Below are 25,239 nucleotides of genomic sequence, written 5' to 3'. Positions count from 1 at the left end.
AAAATATTAGGAGTTTCAATTATGTCCGCACATGAAAATGCCAAGCCTATGGTGACAGACATCTTTGTCAAGGGCGCCGTTCAGGGGTGGCAGATTGCCGTTACCTCCACCATTCCGAACGTTCTGATGGCGTTCGTCATCATCAAGATCCTTGATCATTCGGGCCTTTTGAAGCTGATCGGCACGGCGCTCGACCCGATCATGGGCATCTTCGGGCTTCCGGGCGAAGCCGCAACCGTGCTGCTCGGCGGCTGGATGTCGATGGGCGGCGGCGTAGGCGTCGCAGTGGCGCTCTTCGACCACGGCACCATCACGGGCCACGACATCGCGGTTCTCGCGCCTTCGATCTACCTCATGGGCTCGCAGGTTCAGTACATGGGCCGCTGCCTCGGCGTCATCGGCATCAAGGGTTCGCGCATTCCGCTCATCATGGCGATGCCGATCATTACGGCGATCGTTTCTCTCTGGGTCATGAATATTCTGGTCGGTTGATTTTCAATCGGTTGGACCCCCAAAAGGCGCGCACGGTTCAAAGAGGCCGGCGCGCCTTTTTTCTGATCCAGGACATGAGGCGAATTTCCGGCTTCCGCCGGCGCCAGGGCGATGCACTAGAATGAAACTCATTATCAAGATAGAGGCTCAATGCGGCCTCCTGGATGATGAGGTTCAGAAATGTTCAAGACAACGGTTGGCATTGACGGCATGGCCTGCGGCATGTGCGAAGAGCACATCTGCAGCACGATCCGCAAGGCAATGGACGTTAAAAAGGTTTCAGCTTCCCACAAGAAGAAGCTCGCGGAAATCATTACCGAACGTCCGGTTGACGAGCGGCTCCTTCGCGAAGCGATTGCGCCTACGGGCTACGGCGTGACGTCCTTCAAATGCGAACCCTATGAAGAGAAGGGCTTCTTCGCAAAGCTTTCCGGGCTCTTCGGCGGCGGAAAGGCCTGATCGGAGCAGGATTAATGAGCAGTGACTAAGAGTCACTAAAACTGTGAGTTTTGATTTATATCAATCCTGATAGCTCAATCTGCCTCCATAAGAATAGAAGCATCTCCATACAATTACGGCGACTTCTTATCTTCCATCACGGAAGAGGGCGGATTGCCGTGCATTCAGGCATTGGTGAATGTTTCGGGACGGATGGCTGGGCAAAAATCGCTTGATTTTGACCAGTGAGCGTGCTCTCTCTGAGGAAGATGAGGTTTTAAGCCGTGCGCGGGTCCGGATAGTCAATTCCGGATTGAGGCGTGCGAACCTTCCAAACTTCCTCAGGGATAATCATGACTGATCCTCAAGCTTCCCCGGCCTCGGCGCCGAAGCATGAAAAGGTCGGCATCGGCGCCTACATCGCGCTTTTGCTCGCCATCGTCATCTTCTCGGGCGTTTTCTACAAGATGCCTGAAGCCTACAAGTGGCTCGGTGCCTTCGACTTCACTACGCTCATCGGCAAATACGGCACGATTGCCGGCGCCAACGGCAACTTCGTCGGCACGGGCGGCGACAGCGCCCGCGGCGGCTTCCTCTTTGCGCTTTCGCTCTTCCCGGGCGTGATGCTCGCGATGGGCCTCATCGAAGTGCTCTCGCACTACGGCGCTTTGCGTGCGGCTCAGGTTCTGATGACGCCGCTCCTCAAGCCCCTCCTCGGCGTCCCGGGCTATACGGGCCTTGCGCTCATCACCGACCTTCAGAGTACGGACGGCGGCGCGGCGCTCACGCGCGCGCTTTATGACGAAAAGCGCATCACGAGGAAGAACCTCGTGACGATCTGCGCCTGGCAGTATGCGGGCGCGGGCTGCATCAGCAACTACTACACCACGGTTTCGGCGCTTTTCTCGCTCTTCCTCTGCCCTGTGTGGGGACCGATGGTCATCATTCTCGTGCTGAAGTTTGTTGGCGGCGCTCTGATCCGCACCGTTCTCTCGACGATTTACCGCAAGGATTTCGAAAATGACCGCTAATGAGAAGAATGAAGCCGCAAGCAAGCCGGCCTCTCAGAATCCTTTCGACATCTTCATCGCTGGTGTCAGGAAGGGCTTGAACATTGTTCTTTACAGCCTGCTGCCCAATGTGCTGATGGCCTTCGTCCTCACGCAGATCCTGCGCCTCTTCGGCGTGATGGATTTCCTCGGCGAAACCTGCGGGGGCCTCATGGGTCTCTTCGGGCTTCCGGGCGAAGCGATCACGGTGCTTCTCGCCACGTGGCTTTCCTGCGGCGCCGGCGTCGGCGTTGCGGCGAGCCTCGCGTCCCACGGCACGCTCCAGCCGCATGACATCACGATTCTTGCGCCGGCCTTCATTCTGATGGCTTCGCAGATTCAGTACATGGGGCGTCTCCTCGGCGTCGCCGATGTGCCGAAGAAGTACTGGCCGGTGCTGATGCTCAATTCCGTCCTCATGGCCTTCCTCGGCATGATCCTCATGCGCATTGTCTTCCTCTAAATGAGCGCGGACTTGAGCCGTCGGCGTTCATTTTTGTGAGCGCAGACGGATCTATATGCGAAAATAAAGAAGCTCCCGTTCGGCGCGCCCGGGCGGGAGCTTCTCTCAATCGGCGACCTCTCCATACGGAGAGCACCGGACCTCCCGCTCCCGCTTCAAGCACTCTGGATTCCCGATGTACTCTCGACGCCAGGCTCTGCCCATAGTCCTCTCGCTCTTCGTCATTTCTGTGCCTGTGCAGGCAGAGACGAGAGAGAAGGAGAAAAAAGAGGAGGTTCAGACGAAAAAGAAGGTCGATGCGGTATCAACCGCTTCGCAGCGCCGACAGGCGCGGAAGGAACGGCAGGCCAAACGGAAGGCGGCGAAAAAGCAATAGGCGCTGCTGCTTCAGGTTCCGGGTCTTCCCAACTCCTTCTGTTCCATTCCAAACTTCTCCCGATATGTCTGCCAATACCTGCCGCTATCTCACCGCACTTCTCACGGAAGGGAGCTTTTCGAAGGCCGCTCAGACGCTCGACATTTCGCAGCCCTCGCTTTCGCAGTTTCTGCTGCGGCTCGAGACGGAAGCCGGCACCACGCTCATCGACCGCGCGGCGAAGCCTCTGCGTCTGACGCCGGCGGGCGAACTCTTCCTCAAAACGGAAAGACAGATCGAGCAGCTTCGGGAGACCTGCGCCAAGCAGATGGCGGACATTCATGAAGGCGTGCGGGGACATGTCTCAATCGGCGCCACCGACTACCGGGAAACTTTTTTCCTCACTGAGGTGCTCCCGGTTTTCAGAAAGCGTTTTCCCAACATTGAAATTTCCGTAATGGAAGGGCGCACGAAGGAGCTCGAGGAATTCGCGCTCTCGGGGGCGACGGATTTTTCCCTCGTCATTGCGCCCCTCTACCATCCGGCTGGGCTCGAAATGACGGAGCTCTACAAGGAGACGCTTCTTCTTGCCATGAGCCCGAATCATCCCATTGCCAGGAAGCACCCTTCAACGGGACGAGATGAATATCCGATGCTCGATTTTTTCGAGATGGACCGCGAACCTTTCATCGTGATCAAGAAGGGGCAGAAGATGAACCGGTTCTTTCATGAGCTCTGCGAACGCACGAATGCAGTGCCGAGAGTGGTGCTCGAGAGCGAATCCATGATTGCGGCGCTCGCGCTCGCAAGCGCCGGGCTCGGCATTACGCTCACGACGGAAACGCTTGCCCGGCGGTCGCGCGTGACGGATGCGCTGAGGTGCTTCCGCATTTCGCCCGAAGTCCCGCCCCGGACGGTGATTGCGGCCTACCGCAGCGATCAATATCTCTCTAAAGCGGCGCGTGCGCTGATTGATGTGATGCGCGAAGTCGCCAAAGAGCGGTTTGAGCGCGGCTGATGCTTTCCGTCAATCCTGCAGCGCATGAGAAAAAAGCCGGCGCTCCCGAAATAGAGCGGCCGGCTTTGAATAGGAAAGAATCAAGACTGCGGAAAACGATTACTTTTGATAGTCGACGAGCGCGCTGATGCGTTCGACGATCGGGCCCTTGCGCTCGTTGAAGACGGCCTTGTTCTTTTCGAACAGGTTGTTGCCGTGCGTATCGATCGAGCAGATGAGGGGACCGAAGTGCTTCACGCGCATGACCCACATGGATTCGGGCATGCCGAGTTCGGGCCACTGGACGTCCTCGACCTCTTCAACGCATTCCGCGGCAACCACGGCGCAGCCGCCCGGGAAGACGCAGTGAATGGCCTTCGATTCCTGGCAGCCCGCCGTCGTATTGGGACCCATGCCGCCCTTGCCGACAATGAGCTTCACGCCGGTTTCGGCGAGGAATTCCTTTTCGAAGATTTCCATGCGCATCGAGGTTGTGGGACCGATTGAAACGACTTTCCAGCCGCTCTTGGCTTCCTTCGTCGGAACCATGATCGGACCGGCGTGGAAGATGGCTTTGCCCTTCAGATCCACGGGGAGCTTGCGGCCGAGCTTCACGAGGCGGTGATGCGCCTGGTCGCGGGCTGTGATCAGATAGCCGTCGAGGTAGAGGATGTCGCCGATCTTGATGTCTTCGAGGTCTTCATCCTTGATCGGGGTGGTCAGCGTCTTGGTGCTCACAGCGTCACTCCCTTGTGCGAAAGAAATTCATAAGACATGTCCGCATGAACGCGGATGGTGGCGCGGCGGTGGGCCCAGCAGCCCGTGGAAACGCCGACCGCGATGCAGGAGGGATGGCGCGCAGCCTGTTCGACGTTGACGCCCATCACCGTGCCCTTGCCCGTGAGGCCGCCCGGCCCGAGGTTGAGCTCATTCAACCCGTCCTTGATGAGCTTTTCGAATTCCGCACCCGTCGGGTTGCTGTTGTGCGAATCGACCGGACGCATGAGGGCGCGCTTCGAGAGCGTGGCGGCAACTTCCGCCGAACCCGCAATGCCGATGCCGAGAAGAAGCGGCGGGCAGGCGTTGATGCCGCGCTCCGTCATGATGTCGAAGACGAACTTGACGACGCCTTCATAGCCTTCGAGCGGCATCAGAACCTTGGCGGCGCCGGGGAGCGAGCAGCCGCCGCCAGCCATGTAGCCGCAGATTTCGGCTTCGTCGGAATCGGGAACGATCTGCCAGTCGATCCATGGAATGCGCACGCCCGTGTTGTTGCCGGTGTTCTTTTCGTCGAAGATCTGCACGGCGTTGTGGCGCAGGGGCGCATCCTTCGTCGCGCGCTTCGTCGCTTCGCGCAGGCACTCTTCCATTTCGCCGAGGAGCGGAAAGCGCGAACCCACCTTCACGAAGAACTGAATGACGCCCGTGTCCTGGCAGAGCGGAACGTTGTTCTTCCTGGCGAGCGCCATATCGGTAAACATGGCGTCGTAGATGGTGTTGGCAATGTCGGTCGTCTGTTCGGCACGCATTTCCGTGAGGCTCTTCATGACGTCGTCGGGCAGGTGCTTGCCGAAGTACGCCGTGAACTTCGCCATCAGATCCGTGAATCGGTCTCTGAGGAGCTCTTCAGCCATGGCGGTGTTCTCCTTTCTGGTTGTTTTGAGGGGTCTGAGGGGATGCGTTTTCATCGCTCCTCCTCCTGATGACTGAAAGTTTATGAATAGTTTCTATATAAGTCAAATACTTAGTTATCTATAAAAACCATAGGCCAAAGCCTATCATCGGGAGCCGAATGTAAAAAAGGCCGGCGTTTTGAAATCAACGCCGGCCGGAGGTGAGAGCGGTTTATGGGCCGCTTGCGAGGTATTTAGGGTTCTTGAGCGAGCGCGTTGACCTTCGTCTGGATCATCGCCGTGATCTCATAGTGGTTGATGAGTTCGCGTGCGAAAAGGAGGAAGGTGAGGTAGAGCTCGGACCCTCTGATCGAGATGCCTTCGGCCGGAATGGCGCGAAGGAGCTCGCTCTGGAGGCGGTCGATGGCCTGAAGCGCCTTCTGGGCATTCGCGTGGAAGACCGCGATGTCGGGATTGCCGTTCTCAGATTTGCTCATGGCTTCAAGGAGGCCTACGAGCGTTCTCAGGTCGTCGGCGAGGCGCCCCTCATACACGCGGTGTCGGTTCGCGACATGGTCGAGGGCGAGCTTCGCGAGGCCCTGGAGCGAACGGCCGACTTCACGCATGTTCGTGAACGCGCGGAAGTAGCAGTAGCGGGCATCGAAATCGGCTTCAGAGGGCTTCTTGTCGGAGAGCGCCATGCGGTAGTAGATGCCGCGGGCGGCCGAGAGGTCGTCGAAGAATTCCGAGGCATCCGACTTGGCGCTTCTCAAGGCCGATTCGCGGTCGGAGAGGAGGCCGTCGAGGATCGAGCGGCAGAGTTCGATCGAGCGGCGGAGATTTTCCGGCGCCTTCTCATCGATCATGGTGCGGATGGTCGGGGCATCGTAGCGGACGTTGCTCTGATTGACGAGCGAGTCGTCCGAGAGGGTCGCCCTGATGTTCGAGCGTACGAGAAGCGCAATCGCCGCGAGTCCGAGGATCACCGCCATGATTTCGCCGCCGAAGAAGACGAGGGTCGCGACGATGCCGGCGAGCGTGCTCGCGCAGAGGGCCGTGATGAACCAGCCCGAAATCACCGTGAGGACGCCCGAAATGCGGTAGACGGCGGTTTCGCGGTCCCAGGCGCCGTCGGCAAAGGACGAGCCCATCGCGACCATGAAGGTGACGTAGGTGGTCGAAAGCGGGAGCTTGAGGGACGTGGCTGAGGCAATCAGAATCGCCGAGAGGACGAGGTTGATCGAAGCGCGGACGTAGTCGAAAGGAAGGGGCTGCGTCCCTTCCGCAACGGGCGCAGGCTCAAAGCGGCTTGCGAGCGCGCGGGAGAGCGTCCCCGGCATGATCTGGTGAATGACGCTTCCGAGCGTCATCGAGGCGCGCACGATCATCCGGCCGGGCAGCGATGCGCCGAACTGCTCCTGTTCGCCCGACTGCGCGGAAGAAAGGTTGATGGAGGTCTGAATGACGCGGTGCGCCTTCTTCGAGAACCAGAGGGTGAGCACCATCACGAGGCCCGAGAAGAGGAGGAAGGCCGTCGGAGCAGTGGAGGGCTTCAGGAGCCCGCCCATCATGAAGGCGCCGTCGGAAACGCCCGAGGCCGCCCATTCGCGGTAGGCATCGTAGGCGGCAAGCGGGACGCCCACGAAGTTCACGAGGTCGTTCCCGGCAAAAGCGAAGGCGAGCGAAAAGGTGCCCGCAAGAATGATGATTTTGAAGACGTTGATGTTGAAGAGGCTGATGAACGCCTGGAAGACAATCGTGAGCCCGATGAAGAGGGTCGCGAGGATGACGGTCGTATTGGCGTTGATCCAGTCGATCCATTCGGGTCGCATGAAGGAAGCGCCCTTCGCGCCCTTCATGACGAGGAAGTAGATGATCGCCGTGATCGCAAGGCCCGCGTAGACCCCGCCCACCTTGCGGTAGGCGCCTTCAAATCGGAAGGAGAAGATCAGGCGGGCAATGTACTGAATGACGGCGCCCGAAACGAAGGCGACCACCACGGAGACCAGAATGCCCGAGATGATCGTGAGCGCCTTGGAGTTGTTGATGTAGTCGGCGACTTCGGTGAGGGACGCCCCGTCGGCGACGAGCTTGAAGCAGGCCGCGGCGATTGCGGAACCGAGGAGCTCAAAGACGATCGAAACGGTGGTCGACGTGGGAAGCCCGAGCGTATTGAAGGCGTCAAGCAGAATCACGTCCGCCACCATGACGGCGAAGAAGATCACCATGATTTCCGCAAAGCTGAACATCTGCGGATTGAAGACGCCCGAGCGCGCAATCTCCATCATGCCGGACGAAAAGGTGGCGCCCAAAAGCACGCCTGCCGTCGCCACCCACATCGTCGTGCGGAATTTGGCAATCCGGCAGCCGAGCGCGGAATTAAGAAAGTTCACGGCATCGTTCGAGACGCCGACGAAGAGGTCGATGATTGCGATGACGCCGAGGAAGGCGAGCATCACGAGATAGTAGCTGTCCATAGGTTGCTGACCTCGCTCAGGGAGGTTTTGTTTTGAGAGAAAGGATTTCAAGGACAGCGCGGATTGTCGGGATGCCGCATGACAGCGGGACTAAGAAAATATGACAAAACGATGACAAGGCGTTTCTCTTTTGATCTGCATCGTTGTGCGCGTAAACCCTTGCATGTAAACACTTGGTTTAAAGCAAAAGCGCATCTTGTCAGAGGTAATCACAAAGGGCTATCGTGCATTTCACAATCAAAGGGCATTCGCAGCGACTGCGGGGAAAAAGACACCCCGACGCCCGCCTGCAAATACTCATGCATAAGGAGAGAAATATGCAGAAATTCGCCAAACTCGGCATCGCGCTCGCCCTCGGCGGCGTGCTTGCCGCCTCCGCATCCGCTGCTGCCCTGAAGGACGGCACCTGGAAGGGCGAAGGCCAGGGCAGAAACGGCGCCGTGGTCGTCGAAATGACCGTTAAGAGCGGTCATATTGCCGACGTGAAGGTCGTGAAGCATTCGGAAACCGCCGGCATTTCGGACGCGGCGCTTGCGCGCATTCCCGGCGAAATCGTTCAGGCTCAGTCGACGGGTGTTGATGCCGTGACGGGCGCCACGATGACGTCGAACGGCATCAAGGGCGCTGTTGCAAACGCCATCCGCGCTGCGGGCGGCGACCCGGCGCAGTTTGCCGCGGCCGTTGTGCCCAAGAAGACCGCCAAGAAGGTCATTAAGGAAAATGCCGACATCGTCGTGGTGGGTGCCGGCGGCTCGGGCATTTCCGCTGCCGTTAAGGCCGAGACCCTCGGCAAGAAGGTGATCCTCATCGAAAAGATGCCGACCATCGGCGGCGCCACGGTTCTCAATGCCGGCACGCTCATCGCGACGGGTTCGAAATACCAGCGCGACGTGATGCATGAGACGAAGGATTCGCCTGAACTCGCCTACAAGGACATCTTCCGCGTCGGCAAGGACAGAAACGACCCGGTCCTCGTCAAGATGGTGACCGAAAAGGTGGGCGGCGTTGTCGACTGGCTCATCTACGACATGAAGATTCCGTATGGTCCTGCCGCCACGCAGTATCCGGACCATTCCGCGAACCGCCAGCTCGGCGTCAAGGGCCGTTCGGTCAACTTCCTCCACCTGATGAAGGACAAGTTCCTCGGCATGGGCGGGAAGCTCATGCTCGAAACCCGCGCGCAGGAATTCATTCGCGACCCGTCGGGCCGCGTGATCGGCGTGAAGGCGACGGATGCCGCCGGGAACACGGTTGAACTCACGTCGAAGGCGGTGATTCTCGCTTCGGGCGGCTACGGCGCCGACCAGTCGATGCTGCCCCCGAAGATGAAGAACTACCTCTTCTACGGCGTTGACGGCGAAACGGGTGACGGCTTCAAGATGGCGACGAAGATCGGCGCCGGCACGATCAACCTTGACCTCGTGAAGATGTACCCGCAGGGCGTTGAAACGCGTCCGCACCACGGCCTTGCTGCAACCGCTTCCTCGACCGATACGATGAAGAAGTCGGGCGCGATCTACGTCAACCGCGACGGCAAGCGCTTCGTGGATGAAAACGCAGGCCTCGGCGTCCTCACGGACAAGACCATCGAGCAGCCGGGGTCGATCGCCTACATCGTGATGGATGCGGCCGCCTGGAAGCAGTACGTCGCGAAGTCGCTTGAAGACAAGCTTGTTCCCGATGCCGCTTCGCTCGATCAATGGACGAAGATCGTCAACAACGGCCGTCCGGTGATGGCGGTTTCGAAGAACCTCGAGGATGCCGCGAAGACGATGGGCATTGACCCCAAGGGCCTTGCGGCTCAGGTCGCGCATTGGAACGACATGGTGAAGGCTGGTGCCGACAAGGACTTCAACCGCCGCATCACGGGCGGCCTCGGCGAAGGTCCTTATCACATTGTTGAGCAGAAGGTCCGCTACCAGACGACCTTGGGCGGCCTCAAGGCCGACGGCGGCATGCGGATTCTCGACAAGGCGGGCAACCCCATCCCGGGCCTCTATGGTGCGGGCTGCGTTGTGGGCGGCGCCAATGGCGCAGACTCCATGACCGCGATGATGAACTCCTGGGCAATCGTCTCGGGCGTTGTCGCTGCGGAAACGGCCGCCAAGGATCTCAAGTAACGGCCTGCTGCCATCTTTGGATCGCTGGAACATTCCTGCGGTCCAAAGGAACTTCGTTCTCAAGCATTGAAAAAGCCGCGCTTCCCGATGAAGGAGGCGCGGCTTTTTTAGGATCGAGAGGTTTTAGCGGATCACGCCGTTGAAGGCCTTATGCACGTCAAAGGCGAACGCTTGGTAGCCCGTGGTGTTCTTCAACTGAATCTCAACGGCCGGGACAGTCGAACCCCACTCGAATTCGTCGAGGTACGGGTTCGGCGCCGACGTGAGGCCGCCCGTCTTCAGATCGTAATTGGCGCCGGCCGTCGCGGCATAGGCAATGATGGAATCCTTGTCGGGCATGTATTCCACGAGGCTCGTCACGGGGCTGAACCATTCGTGCCCCTTTTCCTTGCCGTATTCCCAGATCTGCTCGACCGTGCGCTTTTCCTGGTCAATGCGGTAGATGACGGCTCGCGAATACTTCATGTCAGGGAGCGGCGGCTGATCAAACCCGCGGCCGTCGCCGTTGTCGAAGACGGAAAGGTACATGACCTTCTTGTCCGATTTGCTGTCGATTCTGAAGGCCGTGTGCTGCGTCCAGGTCCAGTCGAAGTCGGTGTTCGAGCAGGAAGCGTCGTCGCAGGCAAGGGGCTTCCCCTTGGCGTCGACCGGAGTGAGGAGCGCATCGCTCCAGGGCTTCTTCCAACCACGGGATGCGCCGAGGATCCACTTCACCTTCTTGTCGCGGCCGATCTTGATGACGGCGCACTGGTGGCGGGAGGATATGATGATGGAGTCATCGGTCGGGTCGTAGTCGACGGAATTGACGTGGGCCCAGTTGCGGCCCGGACCGGTGCCGACGATGTCGCCGAAATGCGCTTCCGTGTCGAGTTTCTGAAGTTCCTCGTCGGAAAGCGTTTTGCCGGCGAGCTTCGGGTCGATGTTGAGGCAGACGGCGCCCTGGTCGAGCGCCTTGATGGCGGTATTGCGGTAGGGATCCAGAATATCCCAGAGGCGCCACTCGTCTACGACGGTGCCGTTGGCATCAACCTCAATGATCATGTCGCGCACGGTGCGGACGTTTCTGCCGTCAAGGCGCTTCAAGTTCGACGAGGCAACGCGAAGGAAATAGTGCCCGTTCTGAGCGGCGTCCATCGTATGGCTGAAGTCGTTGTAGCCGTAGGGCAGCCGGCGGTTCCAGATTTCGCGGCCCATGATGTCGTACTTGACGTAGTGCTGGCCGTAGCCCCAGGTGATGGCGCCGTCGTCGTTCTGCCTCAGGCCCATCATGATGCCGCCGTCATAGAGAGAATCGACGTTGTAGATGCCTTCCGGATAAAGGAACCAGCGGATTTCGCCCTTGGTGTCGATCACCATGTTGAGAGGATAGGACGACCATTGAAGCGCCCCGCCTTCAGGGTTGTTCCAGACGGCATGACGGGTATTGTTGTTGCCGCCGATGTTGTTGATGTAGTAGAGGCGGTCGGCGAATTTTCCTTCCGCAGCCTTCTTCACCTCGGCCTTCGGGAACGGCACGAGTCCGTAGACCGGCTGCGTACGGATGAAGACCTTGTCGGTAAAGTGTTCGGTTTTGCCGTTGTAGATCCGGTCGTAGGTGATTTCAACGGTGTTGCGGTAGTCCGGATAGAGACCGAAGACCGGGATGCCGCCGTGGGTGAGAACCTGCGCGTCGGAGACGGCGTAGGCGATTTCCTGACCGTCCTTCTTGGGGAGAATGCGCACCTTTGCATTCCTCACGACATAGCCGCCGTTGCGGATGATGGCTGTGAGCGGAGCAATCTTGTAGGGGTTCGTGATGAGTTCGCCGAGGTGGCCCTGGTTCTTATAGATCGTGGCGGCGCCTGACGGCCCGCCGAAGGCGTGGGCGGCCATCGGCGCAGCGGCGGCTGCCGCGCAGAGAATCGTGAAGCGCGCGAATTCGCGGCGTGAAATGCCGTGCATGATGTTCTCCTATTCTTTGACTTTGCGGCAATCGAGGATCGCCGGATGATTGGGTCATCCTAGAGTTGAAGCAGAGGAGACGACTATCGTTTTTTCCCTAATTGAATTTCCGAATTCAACCGACTCCAATTTCGGTTTTCGTTCCGGCTCTCCGGCCGTTCTGCACCTCCGCGAGACGTCGAAAAAGAAGTCCACCCAGGGCACGTGCAATACCCGGGTGGACACGGCGAGAGATCGAGTCCGGGAAAAGGCTCTTAAACCCGGACCTGCCGCTCGATGATTAGAAGCGATGGATCAGGCCGGCAATGACTTCGACGGACGAAGGTTCAAGACCCGTGTAGTCCGTGTTGTCATCTTTGGTATACGCAGCGGCGCTGTAGACGGAAGTGCGCTTGCTGAGGTTGTAGTCGTAGCCGACTGCAACGTTCCAGCGGCTGAGCTTCCTGCTGCTGTCTTCCGCGGCTTCCGCATCCATGTATCCGACGTGCGCTTTGGCAGTGCCGCCGAGGACGGGAACGCCGACGCCGAGCGCGAGGCCGTAGCCGTCAGCACCTTCCCATCCGGCGGTGTCGCCGAATGTGTAGCCGAACTTGCCGAAGCCGGAATCAGTAATGTATTTCTGGCCGACGGAGATTGCGTTCTGGAAGTACTGGCCCATCGCGTAGACCTTGGCGACGCCGAAGTCGTAGTTGCCGCCGAGGGTGACTGTCAGCTGGTCGGCATCGTAGGTGTAGTTCTGAGGAGCACCGGCAAAGTACATCTGCTTGCCGTGGTTGATGGAATCAACAATGCCGACAAGGTAGAGGTTCTCGGCCTTGTAGGTGGCGGCGATGCCGTAGTAGCGGTTGGCGGCGGACTTGCCTTCCTCGCCGTCTTCAGTCGAGCTGTTCTTGAAGGAATACTGAGCGTAAACCTTGAAGCCGGCGAATTCCGGCGTGGCGTAGGTGACGGTGTTGTCAAAGCGCGTCCAGCCGTCAGCGGTCACGAACTTCTGGCCGATCGAGTCGCCCCAGCCCGAGGAGAAGGGAGATGTCTGACCAAGGAGGCCGAAAGTGCCGTTGGCGCTTGCGAGCTGGCCCATGCGGCCGAAGGCGATCGTGCCGAAGGCGCCCGAAAGATTGAGCTGCGCTTCACGATCAAAGAGCTTGCCGGACGTGGAGAATGCGCCCGTGTCGCCGGCGAAGCCGTTCTCAAGGACGAAGCCGACCTTGAGGCCGTTGCCGAGGTCTTCCGATCCTTTGAGACCGAAGCGCGAGCCGCTGTTCTGGCCGGACTTCATCTGGAAGGAGTCGTTGGCATCAGCGGTTGTGTCGCCATCGGTGTGCTGATAGCCGAAGCCGTAGTCGACAAGGCCGTAAAGCGTCACATCAGCTGCGACGGCAGAACCGGCAAAAGCGCCGAGAACTGCGAGAGAAGCAAGGGTCTTCTTCATTTTGAATACTCGAAATTTGCTAGTCTTCCCGCCAGGGAATTCCTTGCGGGAAGTACTCGTTGAAATGACAGGCAGAGACCATCGCCAAACAGCTTCTGTCTGCCGGAACCTTCACAAGGGAAGGACGAAATCGCAAGGGATTCCCCCTCACGAACGAAAAAGTATTATCAATGACATTAATTCGATTCTTATTGAGGAATTGTCAAATCTTGATAATATCCATAAATATCATTGAAAGATATGAATTTACTGCTGTTTAAGTGTTGTTTTGAAAACACGTTTTCCATGAAATAAGGGATTAACTCTCCCCCCCCCCCCTGTGCGAAGCATTGCCGGTTGTTATTAATGAACCTTTCGGCATCCATTTTCTGATGGTTGCTGCCGATATTCCGGTGAGTTTGTAGATTTCATTCCAACTCATGCCGCGTTTTCGCATAGCAATAATTTCCTGCTTTCGCTCTTCGGTATATCGATACTGACGAACGGGCAGTTTGGTTTGAAATTCTCCTTTCTTCCAGCTGCGGAGCCATTCGCGGACAGTAGCCTCGGGGAGCTCGAGGAGCCACGCCGTCTTGTGATATCCGTGACCCTGTGAAAAGAGAAATGCAGCGGCCTCGCGCTTATGGTCTGACGCATAGCTCGGTCTGATGCGGTCGTCTATTTTTGACGCGGGCATGACGATTCTGGATGCTGCTCTATCCGTCGGAGTCTCGTTCTGACGGACATAAATTGAATGGGTGAGGTCGGTTTGTTCAGGGGGGTGGGGGGGGGGTAATGACTTGATCTTTCGACATTTTTAGACCAATACCTGATATCGATTGAAGCTGCCTTTCCCCGAAAAGGAATAGCAGGGAGCGAACTTCAGAGAAGCCGCTGCCTGCTATTCAATGACAGACGCCAATGGCAGAAGAGACGTCTGCGAACGAAGTTTGTCCGGCCGCAGTTCTGCGTGCTGTGATCATTTGATACTGGGAAGGTTTTACAGGGGGTGGAGTTCACCTTCTTATTTATTTGATATACATGGCAGATGATAAATGCTTATTTAAAGATTTAGGGTTTTCCATTATCTTTTTTAAACAACATTACTTTAAAAGCGGATTGGAATTTGAAGCAAAAGCCGGCTCAATCAAACCGTAATAACTGAATGGCGTTTATTTCCTGATTAATTGATGCAGCTGCAGCTCGAATCAAATTCGGAGTGATTGATTCTGTGAGATGCGCGCTGAGGCGTAAGTTTTCATGCGTTCTGAAGAAGAGCAGAGATGCGCGTTCTGAACGCAAGGACGATCAATCGTGCGTGCGGCTGAAAATCTTCTCCGCGCTGCCGCGGTAAGGAATCCAGCAGGGATAAGAGCGTCGTTATCAAATGTTTCAAGTGCTAAACTCCGGCGCTTCAGAGGTCAGTCGCCCATGCAGAATTCTCTCCACTCGAAACGCTTCCGAAATCCCGTCCGCCGCATCCTGATGCTTCTCGCAGGAATCGAGTGCGCAACCTTCGGGATCAGCTGCACGGCGCTCTCCGGCCTCGGCACGACGCCCATCAGTTCGCTTCCCTTCGTGCTCTCGAAGATCTTTCCGCTCACCTTCGGCACGACGACCTTCATTCTCAACGTCTTCTTCGTCCTCATCGAGGCGATGCTTTTGAGAAGCCGCTTCACGGTGCTCAATCTCCTCCAGATCCCGGCGGTACTCGTATTCGGGCTCTTCATCGACCTCAACATGATGCTTCTCGGCGCGCATGCGCCCGATGACTGGGTGATGGGGCTTGCGATGAGCGTCGTGGGAAGCGTGGTGCTTGCCGTCGGCGTTTTCCTCCAGATTCGCTCCAAAACCATCGTGCAGCCGGGCGAAGGCGTCGTCATCGTCTACGCGGCGGTTCTGCGGAAATCCTTCGGGACAATGAAGGTCGTAAACGACGTCGCGCTCGTCATCATTGCCGCGATTCTCTCGCTTGCAGTCCTCGGCACGATTACGGGAATTCGGGAAGGCACTGTAATCTCCGCGTTTCTCGTGGGCTTTCTTGTAAAAGGCATTTCGCATTTCTTCCCGGAACCGAAAGCCGGCGACCCGCATCAGGTTGACATCGAACCCGCCGGGAAGTCCTGAAAACGGGCGTTCGCAATACGCACCGCCGTCGTGCCGGAATGGACCATGGGTGTTTTCTCCTCTAGGCACTTCTGCTTAGATGGATCAGAATCGACGTGTTCAAAGGGGAGCCGCTAAGTCTCCCCTGAGTTTTAGAGACTCCTTTCGCTTTCACGCCGTCCCTTAGGGACTCCTGACCAGAGATTCCCGAAATACTTCCGGCGTGATGATGAGAAAAAGAGCCTCTCCAGCCATTTGTGAGGAGAATACTCATGCGTCATTTCAAGCTCGCCGCCCTTGCTGCCGCTGCCGCGCTTGCCTGCGGTTCCGCGCTCGCCTGCACCACCGTTGTGGTGGGTTCCGGCGCCACCGCCGACGGTTCGATCCTGATCGCCCGCGCTGCCGACAGCTCTGCGCTCAAGGCCCAGCACCTTGTGATTCATCCGGCGACGAAAGGCGTGAAGGGCATGTACCGCACGGCCGACCACCATGGCGCCAACAACTTTGAATATCCGTTGCCTGAGAACGGCATGCGCTACACCACGGTTCCGAACTGGAAGACCCAGGTGCACGGCGCTACGGGCTTCAACGAGGCGGGCGTGGGCTTCTCCGGCACGGAATCGATCTTTGCGCGCGACGATGCGCTCAAAATTGACCCCTATAACGAAGCCACGGGCATTACCGAGGATGACATCCCCGAAGTGCTTCTGCCGCGCGCGAAGACGGCCCGCGAAGGCGTTGAGCTTCTCGGCCATATCGTCGAAACGATCGGCGCGGGCGAAGGCTTCGGCGTCGTCCTGATGGACGAAAAGGAAGTCTGGTACTTCGAAACCGGGACGGGCCATCAGTGGCTCGCCCAGAAGACGCCCAAGGACAAGTATTTCGCGTCGGGCAACCAGGGGCGTCTGCAGAAGTACGACCCGAAGAGCCCGGACTTCCTCGCTTCGAAGACGCTCGTTGAATGGGCGACGAAGAACGGCTTCTATGATCCCAAGAAGGACGGGGAATTCAATTTCTCGAAGGCCTATACGCGCGACGATGCCCGCGACCGCGACTACAACGATCCGCGCGTCTGGCAGGTGCAGAAGATTCTGACGCCGTCGCTCAATCAGAAGGTGACGGACGGCCGCAGCTTCCCGGTCTGGGCGACGCCCGACAGCAAGGTGACGGTTGAGGACCTCAAGACGATTCTGCGCAACCACTACGAATCGGGCGAACTCGCTTCGCACGACCCGTATACGAATGGTCTCAAGGGCGACGCGGAACCCTATCGTCCGATCAGCGTCTTCCGCACGTACGAATCCCACGTGATGCAGGTTCGTCCGTGGCTCCCGAAGGCAATCGGCGAGGTTACCTATCTCGCGATGGGCATGGCGGATCTTTCCGTCTACGTGCCGATCTATTCGGGCATGTCCGCCTATCCGAAGCACTGGGGCGAGGGCACGGACAAGGCCGACTCCTCGAGCCTCTACTGGAAGTTCAGGAAGCTCCAGACCCTCGTGATGACGGACTATCCGAAGCTCGCGCCCATCGTGACGAAGGCCTATGCGGACTTTGAAAAGGATCTTGCGAAGCGCCAGGCCGCTTTTGAAGCGGAATACGTGAAGACCGTCAAGGCCGATCCGAAGAAGGCTCAGGCCGATCTCGACCACTTCAGCATTCAGGCGATGGCCGATGCGGAAGCCCTGACCGAGGATCTGCTCAACCAGGTCTTTACGGTTCGCACGGAAGACATCCAGAAGGTCAACTTCTTCGCCAACCGTTCAAAGAAGGACTGATCCTTTAGGGGTCAAGCCCGGGAGGCGCTCTCATGAGCACCGCCCGGGTCCAAAACGGAAAGCGGCTCGGAATCGCTTGGTATTCCGGGCCGCTTCGTCTGATGCGTCAGGGAGAAATTATTTCCTGATCACGAGCATCGGCACCTTCGTTTCCGCCGCAATATGCATGGCGGTGGAGCCCAGAACCGCAGCCGTGAAGTTTCCGCGGCCGTGAGAGCCCATGACGATGAGGTCGAGGTTTCCGTTCGCAAAGCGCGGGAGCTCGAGGTCGGCCTCGCCGACAAGGAGCTGCGCCCTGACGCTGAGACCCGCCACTTCAAAGGGATCGAGCACCGGCTGAACGGCTTCATGGAAGCGCGTCTGCTGCTCTTCGTCGATCTCCTCGCGCGAGAGCACCGGCATCATCGGGTTCACCGGGTTGGGCGTGATGGGATCGGGCACGGGTTCGGCGCAGTGCACGACCGTGAACTCGGGGTCTTCACCAAAGAGTTCAAGGTGTTCGAGCACATAGTTGGCGGCAGCCGCCCCGTAGGCCGAACCGTCGACGAGGATGCCGACCCGCATTTTCTTTTCGGGAAGCTTCGATTCGTCGCGGACCACGAGCATCGGCACATGCGTCCTCGCAAGGAGGCCGTTCGAGACCGAGCCGAAGATGAGGCCCTGCACCGGGCTGAGCCCCCGGGCGCCCATGACGATCAGGTCGGCCTTCGAGGCTTCGGCCTCCTCGGCGAGCATCTTCACGACGTCGCCGTACATCACGCGCTCCGTTGCGGTGCGCAGTTTCGAACGGAAGCCCGTCTGTTTCTGGAGGTCCTCGAAAACGTTGACGCCCGTATCCTGATAGTACTTTTTGACTTCGTTGAGGCCGAAAAGACGGATGAGCGATTCCGGCACGGAATACTGGACGTTGACGAGCTCAATCTCCGGATCGGTGCCGAGGAGCGAATCGCGTTCAAGAAGAAAATGGATGAGGCGGCAGCTCTGGCTGCTTTCATCAACGGGAACAAGAATGCGCATAAGCAGTTTTCTCTTCTGAGAGAGGATTCTTTTAAAAGTCAGATCTGAAGATCCTCGGGGAGGCGGATCACGAGCACCGGGATTTCGGAGAGCGCGCCCACGCGTGCGGCGGTCGAGCCGAGAACGGCGGACTTGAAGCGGCCGTAGCCGTGCGAGCCCATCACGACGATGTCGGCGTTTTCATTGGCATAGGCCGAAATCGCCTCGGCCGGATCGCCCTCGCGCCTCACGGGCCGGGCGTCGATGCCGGCAGCCGTCAGCGCGGCGAGCACCGGACTCACGGCATTCTCCCAGGCACTCTGGGATTCCTTTTCAAAGAATTCCCTCGAGCTCGCGGGCGAGACGCCGTCGATCTCGTTCCTGGCAAGGCTCACGTAGTCGGGCGCGATGCTGATCACGTCGACGGTGAGTCCGGGTCCGAAGAGATCCATGTGTTCGGCAATGAAGTGCGCCGCCGCTTCGCCGTAGTCGGAGCCGTCGGCCGCAAGCGCAATCCGCATGTTTTCGCGCTCGGGCAGCCCCTTATCGCGCACGAGAAGGACGGGAAGCGAGGAGTGCTCGAGCACGCTTCTCGAGACGGACCCGAGGAAGAAGCTCTTCGCGGGGGAGAGCCCGCGGGAGCCCATGGCAATGAGGTCCGCGCGGAAAACCTGCGCTTCGCGGGAGAGCGCCGGGCCGCATTCGCCGTAGAGAACCCGCGTTTCAACGGAGAGTCCTGCGCGCTCTGCGGTCTTCGTGCATTCAGCGAGCTGTGCGCGGCCTTCGGCTTCATAAACGGTGCAGACCGCTTCAAGACCAAAGCGGTCGATGATGCTCTCCGGAATCGCGTACTGCACGTTCGCGAGTTCGACGACGGGCTTTTCGCGCATGAATTTCGCGCGCTCGCCGATGAACCGGATGGCTTCGCGGCAGGAGGCGCTGCCGTCGCTCGGAATGATGATTCTCATGAGATGAATTCCTTTTTGAATGATTTGCTGCCGGTGAAGGGCTTACGAGGCAACGCCTGCGGGAACGAGAAGCACCGGGGTCTGCGTGAGGGCGCCCACTTTTGTGGCGGTTGAGCCGAGAACGGCGGATTTGAGGCGGCCCCAGCCGTGAGAACCCATGACGATGATGTCGGCATTTCTGTCGGCGTAGCCTGCGATTTCCTTCGCCGGTTCCCCCGCGCGCTTCACGGGTTCGGCATCAATGCCGGCTGAGGCGAGGATGTCGAGGACGGGCCTGACGGCCTTTTCCCATTCGTCCTCGGCTTCCTTCTTCAGGTAGGCGCGGGCGCTTTCGGGCGCGATGAAGTCGACATCGCTGCGGGCGATTCCGGCATAGTCGAGCGTGACGAAAATGACGTCGACCGTTGGGCGGGGACCGAAAAGCGCGGCGTTTTCAACGATGAATTCAGCCGCCTCAGTGCCGTATTCGGACCCGTCGACCGCGAGCGCAACCCTCAGGCTTTCCCGTTCGGGAAGTCCCTTTTCGCGCACGAGAAGAACGGGCAGTTGAGCGTGTTCGATGACGCTTCTCGAGACGGAGCCGAGGAAGAAGCTCTTTGCGGGAGAAAGCCCCCTCGAGCCCATGGCAATGAGTCCGGCGCGGAACGCTTTCGCCTCGCGCGCAATCGCCGGGCCGCAGTCGCCCGAGAGCACTTTGGGTTCAGACGCAAGCCCCGCGGCGCGGGCAACGGCTTCGGAGCCAGCGAGCTTTTTCTTCGCCGAAGCTTCATAAGCCGTCCGCAGCGCTTCGATGTCGATGCGGTCGATGACGTCGTCGGGAACCGGAGGCTCGACATAAAGAAGTTCGAGCGCAGGCTTTTCGCTCATATATTGGGCGCGTTCGCCGATGAATCGGATGGCTTCTGAGGAGGAGGCGCTGCCGTCGATCGGAATGATGACTCTCATTTTTTCCCTCATTTTGTTTTTTCTCCGGAGGCCCCCTGGGGCGCCTCGCGGAGAAATGTTGTTTTTGCGGAAGGCCCCTTCAGAGGGAGCCGCCCTAATCCTCAATGCGGATGAGGAGCACCGGAAGGTGCGTGAGCGCGCCGATCTTTGTGGCCGTAGAGCCGAGCACTGCGGACTTGAAGCGGCCCCAGCCGTGCGAGCCCATGACGATCATGTCGGCGTGGTCCTTTGCGTACTTCGTGATCTCTTCGGCAGGGCTGCCCGTCAGGCGGACGGCTTCGGCTTCAATGTCGGCCTTCCTGAGGATGTCGAGGACGGGTTCCGTCGCTTCTTCCCAGAGGCGCGTGTTCTCCGCTTCGCAGCGCTCGCGCGTGTCGCGCAGAATCGGTTCGTAGTCCGTGACGCCCGCACGCGTGAGGTCGGAATAGTCGCGCATGACGCTCACGACAGTCACCTTCGGCGCAGGTCCGAAGAAGCCCGGATTTTCGCTGATGAATTGCGCTGCCGCGGCGCCGTAGTTGGAGCCGTCGACGGCAAGCACGAGCCGCAGATTCTCGCGGTCGGGGAGCGACTCGCCGCGCGCAAGGAGCACGGGCTTCATCGTGTTGGCGAGCACGTTTCTCGATACCGACCCGAGGAAGAAGCTCTTCGCGGGGGAGATTCCGCGCGCGCCCATGATGATGAGGTCGCACGCCTCGTCATCGGCTTCCTTTGAAATGACTTCGCCCGGAATGCCGAACCCGATCTTTTCCGCGGGATCAAGCTCTGTGACGGCAAGACTGCCCTCAAGGTCGGCAAAGATCCCTTTGGCTTCCTTTTCAGCGGCGGCGCGAACGGCATCGAGGCCGAACTGCGTCATGACGCCCATGGGCACCGGGTGCTGGACGTTGATGAGGGTGACTTCAGGCTTCACCTGCATGCGGCGTGCGCGCGCGGCAAGAAGGTCAAGAGCGTTGCGGCAGGAAATGCTGCCGTCCACGGGAATAAGCACACGCATGGATGCCTCCTTTTATGAATTTTTCCTTCCGAAAATGCGGAAGAGAGAGGAGCGGCTTTCCGCCCCTCTCTTTGAAATCCATTATGGCATTCTGCGCGGATTAAGTTTTGTTTTCAGTCGGTTTTTGATTCCGTCATTCGTTATGTTTTTGCGTTTTCTCAACCGAGCGAGGTGTCGAGCGCCATCATGATGACGAAGCCTGCAATCAGGGCCATCGTGCCGATGTCGGAGTGCTTCGAGAGGTGCGCTGCGGGGATGAGTTCTTCCACCACCACGTAGAGCATCGCGCCAGCCGCAAAGGTAAGCATGAAGGGCATGACGGGGAGAAAGACGGATATCGCCGCAACGACGATGAGGCCGAAGACCGGTTCAACGAGCCCGGAGAGCACGCCGAAGAGGAAGGCCTTCATGCGGGGAACGCCCTGACCAAGGAGCGGAAGCGAAACAGCGGCGCCTTCGGGGATGTTCTGAATGCCGATGCCGAGCGCAAGCGCGAAGGCCGAGGAGAGTGCGAGCGGGTCGCCCGACATGGCGGCAAGCCCCGAGGTGAGGCCGACGGAACCGCCTTCCGGAATGTTGTGCAGCGTAATCGCAAGGAAGAGAAGCTGGGCGCGGTGAAGCTTCGACTTCGGACCTTCGGGCGTTGCGGATCCCGGATGAAGGTGCGGCATCGCCATGTCGAGAAACTTGAGGAATACCGCGCCTGCGATGACGCCGGCCGATGCCGTGAGCCATGGGATGGAGCCGTTCTTTTCGGCCATCTCGAGCCCCGGAATGATGAGGCTCCAGACCGAGGCGGCAATCATGATCCCGGCGGCAAAGCCGAGGGAAAGGGTTTCGGCGAGCGCCGTATCCTTTTCCGGACGGAAGAAGAAGACGCCGGCCGCGCCCACCGTCGTGCAGAGGAAGGTGAAGCCCGTGCAGAGCGCGGTCCATTCGAAAGCTTTGAGAAGCAGAGGATCCATGGCAATACTTTAACTATCAAAATTTATATTTCGATAGTTTACTGCAATAACAAGGAAGGAAGCGGATGAGCGCGTATCATAAAACGCCCGGCTGCGGCGTCCGCAATTCGCCTCTGCGAGAGGGCTGTAAGTTGGGGAAAACACCTTAGCTGAAGCGATGCAGAATCAAATTGCCGAATGCAATTTTGATGCGCAGCAGTTTTCCAATCGAGAGTAGAGGCGCCGGGAGAACTATATTAATGGAACTCATGACGTCGGACGTACTGCCGCCAACGGAAGTCCGACATTCTGGCTCCGTCAATTCGAACAATTTTTTAGGAAGCAGATACTATGCTTAAGAGCGATTTTGCAGCTCTCGCCCCCATGCCGGACGATCCCATTCTTGGTCTTGTGGAACTCTTCAAGAAGGATCCGCGCGAAACGAAGGTTAATCTCGGCGTCGGCGTGTATCTCAATGAAGCCGGGTTTCTGCCCCTGATGGAATGCGTCGAAGAGGCGGAGCGCCGTCTCCTTGAACGCCACCTGCCGCGCGGCTACATGCCGATGTCCGGCATGCCGCAGTACTGCGCGAGCGTGCAGAAGCTCGTCTTCGGCAAGGATCACGCTGCCGTTAAGGCGGGCCGCATTTCAACCATTCAGACCCTGGGCGGCACGGGCGCGCTGCAGCTGGCCGCCGCCTTTGCGCACCAGTTCCTCGGCGTCAACCAGGGCGTGGTGTCCGACCCGACCTGGGGCAACCACATTGCCATTCTCAAGGCCGACGGCCTTGAAGTCGGCAAGTACGCCTATCTCAAGGCCGACCGCTCGGGCATCGACTTCGAGGCCTTCAAGGCTGCGCTCAACGCGCTTCCCGCGAAGACCCTGGTGCTCCTCCACGGCTGCTGCCACAATCCGACGGGCTTTGACTTTTCGCATGATGAATGGCGCGAAGTCGTGAAGATCTTGGTCGAGCGCGATCTGCTTCCTCTCATCGACATGGCCTACCAGGGGTTCGGCGCGGGTCTCGAGGAAGATGCCTTTGCGATTCGTCTCCTCGCCGACGAAGGCGTTACGTTCCTTGCGGCCACGTCCTGCTCGAAGAACTTCGGCCTCTACGGCGAACGCGTGGGTGCGCTGCACATCGTCTGCGACAACGAAAAGGAAGCTCAGGTCGTCACCTCGATCATGAAGCGCATCGTTCGTCAGGAATATTCGAACCCGCCCACGCACGGCGGCCAGATCGTTGCTGAAGTGCTCGGCGACCCCGAACTCCAGGCTTCCTGGAGAAAGGAAGTCGAAGGCATGAGAAGCCGCATCGTCGGCATGCGCGAAGCGCTTTACGCCGCCGGCAAGGCCGAAGGCCTCGACTTCAGCTTTGCCGTTAAGCAGCACGGCATGTTCTCCTTCACGGGCTTGAGCGCCGAGGAGATGGATCTCCTGCGCGAGAAGTACGGCGTCTACGGCGTGCGCAACGGCCGCATCTGCATTGCAGGGCTCAATCACCGCAATGTCGAATACGTTGCCAAGTCGCTCGCGGCGGTCTTCAAGGCCCGCGGCTGATTTCGCGCAATGGGAAGGCGTCTGAGATAAGTTGAGACGCCTTCACGCAAAGAGAACCCGGCGTCTATACGAGGATTGCCGGGTTTTCTTTTGCTTGGTTTTTGCGTTTTCCCGCTGCTGGAGCCTTTTTCAGGGAAGAAGCTTCGGGCTCAGGCGCGATTCAATTTCCCATGCAATGCCTTCGAGCACCTGCGGGAGGATCCGGGCGGCCGATCCTCTGAAGAACTTGGTGTACTCGAAAAGGCTGTCGGCTTCGTCGAGATCGATATGCCCTGGGTCAGTGAAGAGTTCGTCGGGCAGGTCCTTCGTGATGAGGATCCGGTCGAGGCAGCCGTGCTCCATGGCTTCTACGACGAACCACGCGGCCGGGTAGACGAGAAGCGACGTGCCCACCGCTATGAATATGTCGGCTTGTCTGATGACTCCCGGAATCCAGTCCATGCCGTACGGGACATCGCCGAAAAGCACGATGTCGGGCCGGACGGCGCCGTCCGATTTTCCGCACGCAGGACAAACATCCTCGAGTGAGTAGGGGGCGAGCCTCGGAAAATGCGCGCCGCAGTGTTGACATCGGCTCTTCAGAATTGAGCCGTGCAGATGAAAGACGCTCGTGTCGCCCGCGTCCTCGGAGAGCGCGTCGATGTTCTGAGTGATGTGGAGGATGGAAGCCCGGTCGCGCAGGCGCCGCGTGAAATCCGCAATCGCCGAATGCGCGGCATTGGGCTTTGCATCCTTCCACTCCCGGATCCGTTCGTTCGTTTCCCGGAGAAAGAGCTGCGGGTTTCTTTTCGCCTCTTCGGCATCGAACGCATTCGTCGTTTTCCAGTTGCTCTGCGGGTCGCGGTAGGTGGGAATGCCGCTTTCGGCGGAAAGCCCGGCGCCCGAGAGAATGACGACGACGGGTCGTTCCTTCTTCCAGCCCTGAGAATTCAAGGGGATTTTGTACATGTCGGATTTCCTTTATTTTCTTGAATCCCTGAGAACGAACTGAGGTCCGACGTAGATCCGCGTGGGATTCCCGCGCTCAAGCGTTTTGGCGGCGTGCCAGGCGCATTCCTCATCCCGGCGCTCCGCTTCGATCCGAAGTCCCCCGAGCGCCTCCTGAAGCCTTTCCTCCGCCCGGCGGCGATTCATCCATTGCGATCGTTCGCCCGTTTCGCGCACGGCAATGCCGGTTTCCGCGTGAATGAGCCTCACGCCCGTTTCGACCTTGTTGACATTCTGTCCGCCCTTGCCGCCCGAGCGGAAGCGCTCGAACCGCACGGGACCGGACGTGTCCGGGCGCGGCGCCTCCTCGAGGATCGAAAGGTCGATGAACCAGTTCTTCCGGCCGTGATGAGGCCGCAGCGGACTCGGACAGATCCACTGGATGGTGCCGGCGAGCGCTCGCAAATCCGGGATCTCCCCTCGCGTGCGGAAGCGGATCGATGCGCGCCCGCCCGCGACGCTGCCGCGCCGTTCGTCGACGAGTTCAATGTTCGGGAACTCCTTCCGGAGCGCCCGGAAAAAGAGCAGCACGGCCAGTTCGCACTCGGCCGGGCCGCTTCCTGAGGAAATCTGCATGAGCATTTGGAATTGCCTCGAAAAAA

The 25,239-nt window shown here is 58.9% G+C and carries 22 protein-coding genes; 9 read left to right on the top strand and 13 right to left on the bottom strand.

Annotation, left to right across the window (positions count from 1 at the left end):
* Positions 1 to 21 precede the first annotated feature (21 nt).
* The 5 genes from FG381_RS02590 (at position 22) to FG381_RS02570 (ending at position 3,815) form a co-directional block, all read left to right on the top strand.
* Positions 22 to 492, top strand: a complete 471-nt coding sequence (locus tag FG381_RS02590; protein WP_139687408.1) for a YjiG family protein — start codon at positions 22 to 24, stop codon at positions 490 to 492.
* Between the two features lie 180 nt (positions 493 to 672).
* The gene (locus tag FG381_RS02585; protein WP_139687407.1) at positions 673 to 951 is read left to right on the top strand and encodes a heavy-metal-associated domain-containing protein; all 279 of its coding nucleotides are present in this window, start codon (positions 673 to 675) and stop codon (positions 949 to 951) included.
* A 332-nt stretch (positions 952 to 1,283) separates the two neighbouring features.
* Positions 1,284 to 1,961 (top strand): nucleoside recognition domain-containing protein, encoded by a 678-nt coding sequence (locus tag FG381_RS02580; protein ID WP_139687406.1) that lies wholly within the window; start codon positions 1,284 to 1,286, stop codon positions 1,959 to 1,961.
* A complete protein-coding gene (locus FG381_RS02575; RefSeq protein ID WP_139687405.1) occupies positions 1,951 to 2,442 on the top strand; it encodes a YjiG family protein in 492 nt (163 codons plus the stop codon). The genes FG381_RS02580 and FG381_RS02575 overlap by 11 nt, the downstream gene beginning before the upstream one ends.
* 440 nt (positions 2,443 to 2,882) lie before the next feature.
* A complete protein-coding gene (locus FG381_RS02570; protein ID WP_139687404.1) occupies positions 2,883 to 3,815 on the top strand; it encodes a LysR family transcriptional regulator in 933 nt (310 codons plus the stop codon).
* A 99-nt stretch (positions 3,816 to 3,914) separates the two neighbouring features.
* Here FG381_RS02570 and ttdB read toward each other — a convergent pair whose 3' ends face one another.
* The 3 genes from ttdB to FG381_RS02555 form a co-directional block, all read right to left on the bottom strand.
* A complete protein-coding gene (ttdB, locus tag FG381_RS02565) occupies positions 3,915 to 4,532 on the bottom strand; it encodes a L(+)-tartrate dehydratase subunit beta (RefSeq protein ID WP_139687403.1) in 618 nt (205 codons plus the stop codon).
* Positions 4,529 to 5,428 (bottom strand): L(+)-tartrate dehydratase subunit alpha, encoded by a 900-nt coding sequence (gene ttdA, locus FG381_RS02560; RefSeq protein ID WP_139687402.1) that lies wholly within the window; start codon positions 5,426 to 5,428, stop codon positions 4,529 to 4,531. Before ttdA ends, ttdB begins: the two co-directional genes overlap by 4 nt.
* A 233-nt stretch (positions 5,429 to 5,661) precedes the next feature.
* On the bottom strand, positions 5,662 to 7,884 hold the full coding sequence (locus FG381_RS02555; RefSeq protein ID WP_139687401.1) for an inorganic phosphate transporter: 2,223 nt from the start codon (positions 7,882 to 7,884) through the stop codon (positions 5,662 to 5,664).
* A gap of 317 nt (positions 7,885 to 8,201) precedes the next feature.
* Between FG381_RS02555 and FG381_RS02550 the strand changes: the two genes are divergently transcribed.
* Positions 8,202 to 10,004, top strand: coding sequence for an FAD-dependent oxidoreductase (locus FG381_RS02550; RefSeq protein WP_139687400.1), 1,803 nt, complete (start codon positions 8,202 to 8,204; stop codon positions 10,002 to 10,004).
* A 123-nt stretch (positions 10,005 to 10,127) separates the two neighbouring features.
* On the opposite strand, the gene FG381_RS02545 is transcribed toward FG381_RS02550, so the two are convergent.
* From FG381_RS02545 to FG381_RS02535, 3 genes are all read right to left on the bottom strand, one after another.
* The gene (locus FG381_RS02545; RefSeq protein WP_139687399.1) at positions 10,128 to 11,945 is read right to left on the bottom strand and encodes an aryl-sulfate sulfotransferase; all 1,818 of its coding nucleotides are present in this window, start codon (positions 11,943 to 11,945) and stop codon (positions 10,128 to 10,130) included.
* Between the two features lie 280 nt (positions 11,946 to 12,225).
* On the bottom strand, positions 12,226 to 13,377 hold the full coding sequence (locus FG381_RS02540) for a porin (RefSeq protein WP_139687398.1): 1,152 nt from the start codon (positions 13,375 to 13,377) through the stop codon (positions 12,226 to 12,228).
* 298 nt (positions 13,378 to 13,675) lie between these two features.
* Positions 13,676 to 14,053 carry a helix-turn-helix domain-containing protein gene (locus tag FG381_RS02535; RefSeq protein WP_139687397.1) on the bottom strand — a complete coding sequence of 126 codons (378 nt, stop codon included), beginning with the start codon at positions 14,051 to 14,053 and terminating at the stop codon, positions 13,676 to 13,678.
* 734 nt (positions 14,054 to 14,787) lie between these two features.
* Between FG381_RS02535 and FG381_RS02530 the strand changes: the two genes are divergently transcribed.
* Together FG381_RS02530 and FG381_RS02525 are read left to right on the top strand one after the other, a co-directional pair.
* A complete protein-coding gene (locus FG381_RS02530) occupies positions 14,788 to 15,483 on the top strand; it encodes a YczE/YyaS/YitT family protein (RefSeq protein ID WP_226960373.1) in 696 nt (231 codons plus the stop codon).
* 251 nt (positions 15,484 to 15,734) lie between these two features.
* On the top strand, positions 15,735 to 17,240 hold the full coding sequence (locus tag FG381_RS02525) for a C69 family dipeptidase (RefSeq protein WP_139687396.1): 1,506 nt from the start codon (positions 15,735 to 15,737) through the stop codon (positions 17,238 to 17,240).
* Between the two features lie 117 nt (positions 17,241 to 17,357).
* Here the strand turns inward: FG381_RS02525 and FG381_RS02520 are convergent, their stop codons facing one another.
* From FG381_RS02520 to FG381_RS02500, 5 genes are all read right to left on the bottom strand, one after another.
* Complete coding sequence (locus FG381_RS02520; protein WP_139687395.1) at positions 17,358 to 18,257, bottom strand: universal stress protein; 900 nt, start codon at positions 18,255 to 18,257, stop codon at positions 17,358 to 17,360.
* Between the two features lie 38 nt (positions 18,258 to 18,295).
* Positions 18,296 to 19,204, bottom strand: a complete 909-nt coding sequence (locus FG381_RS02515) for a universal stress protein (protein WP_139687394.1) — start codon at positions 19,202 to 19,204, stop codon at positions 18,296 to 18,298.
* 42 nt (positions 19,205 to 19,246) lie between these two features.
* Positions 19,247 to 20,149, bottom strand: coding sequence for a universal stress protein (locus FG381_RS02510; protein WP_139687393.1), 903 nt, complete (start codon positions 20,147 to 20,149; stop codon positions 19,247 to 19,249).
* Between the two features lie 94 nt (positions 20,150 to 20,243).
* Positions 20,244 to 21,146 carry a universal stress protein gene (locus tag FG381_RS02505; protein WP_139687392.1) on the bottom strand — a complete coding sequence of 301 codons (903 nt, stop codon included), beginning with the start codon at positions 21,144 to 21,146 and terminating at the stop codon, positions 20,244 to 20,246.
* Between the two features lie 158 nt (positions 21,147 to 21,304).
* Positions 21,305 to 22,111 carry a ZIP family metal transporter gene (locus tag FG381_RS02500; protein ID WP_139687391.1) on the bottom strand — a complete coding sequence of 269 codons (807 nt, stop codon included), beginning with the start codon at positions 22,109 to 22,111 and terminating at the stop codon, positions 21,305 to 21,307.
* A 330-nt stretch (positions 22,112 to 22,441) separates the two neighbouring features.
* On the opposite strand from FG381_RS02500, the gene FG381_RS02495 reads away from it, so the two are divergent.
* Entirely contained in the window at positions 22,442 to 23,650 is a 1,209-nt protein-coding gene (locus FG381_RS02495) for an amino acid aminotransferase (RefSeq protein WP_139687390.1), read from the top strand.
* A gap of 129 nt (positions 23,651 to 23,779) precedes the next feature.
* On the opposite strand, the gene FG381_RS02490 is transcribed toward FG381_RS02495, so the two are convergent.
* Positions 23,780 to 24,598, bottom strand: a complete 819-nt coding sequence (locus FG381_RS02490; protein WP_139687389.1) for a Sir2 family NAD-dependent protein deacetylase — start codon at positions 24,596 to 24,598, stop codon at positions 23,780 to 23,782.
* Positions 24,599 to 24,610: 12 nt separating this feature from the next.
* Positions 24,611 to 25,219, bottom strand: coding sequence for a peptide chain release factor H (gene prfH, locus FG381_RS02485; RefSeq protein WP_139687388.1), 609 nt, complete (start codon positions 25,217 to 25,219; stop codon positions 24,611 to 24,613).
* Between the last annotated feature and the right edge of the window lie 20 nt (positions 25,220 to 25,239).

This window comes from Sutterella faecalis, from assembly GCF_006337085.1.
Lineage (GTDB): Bacteria > Pseudomonadota > Gammaproteobacteria > Burkholderiales > Burkholderiaceae_F > Sutterella > Sutterella faecalis.
The sequence above is the reverse complement of the archived record's forward strand: the minus strand, read 5'-3'. Positions and strand labels throughout refer to the sequence as shown.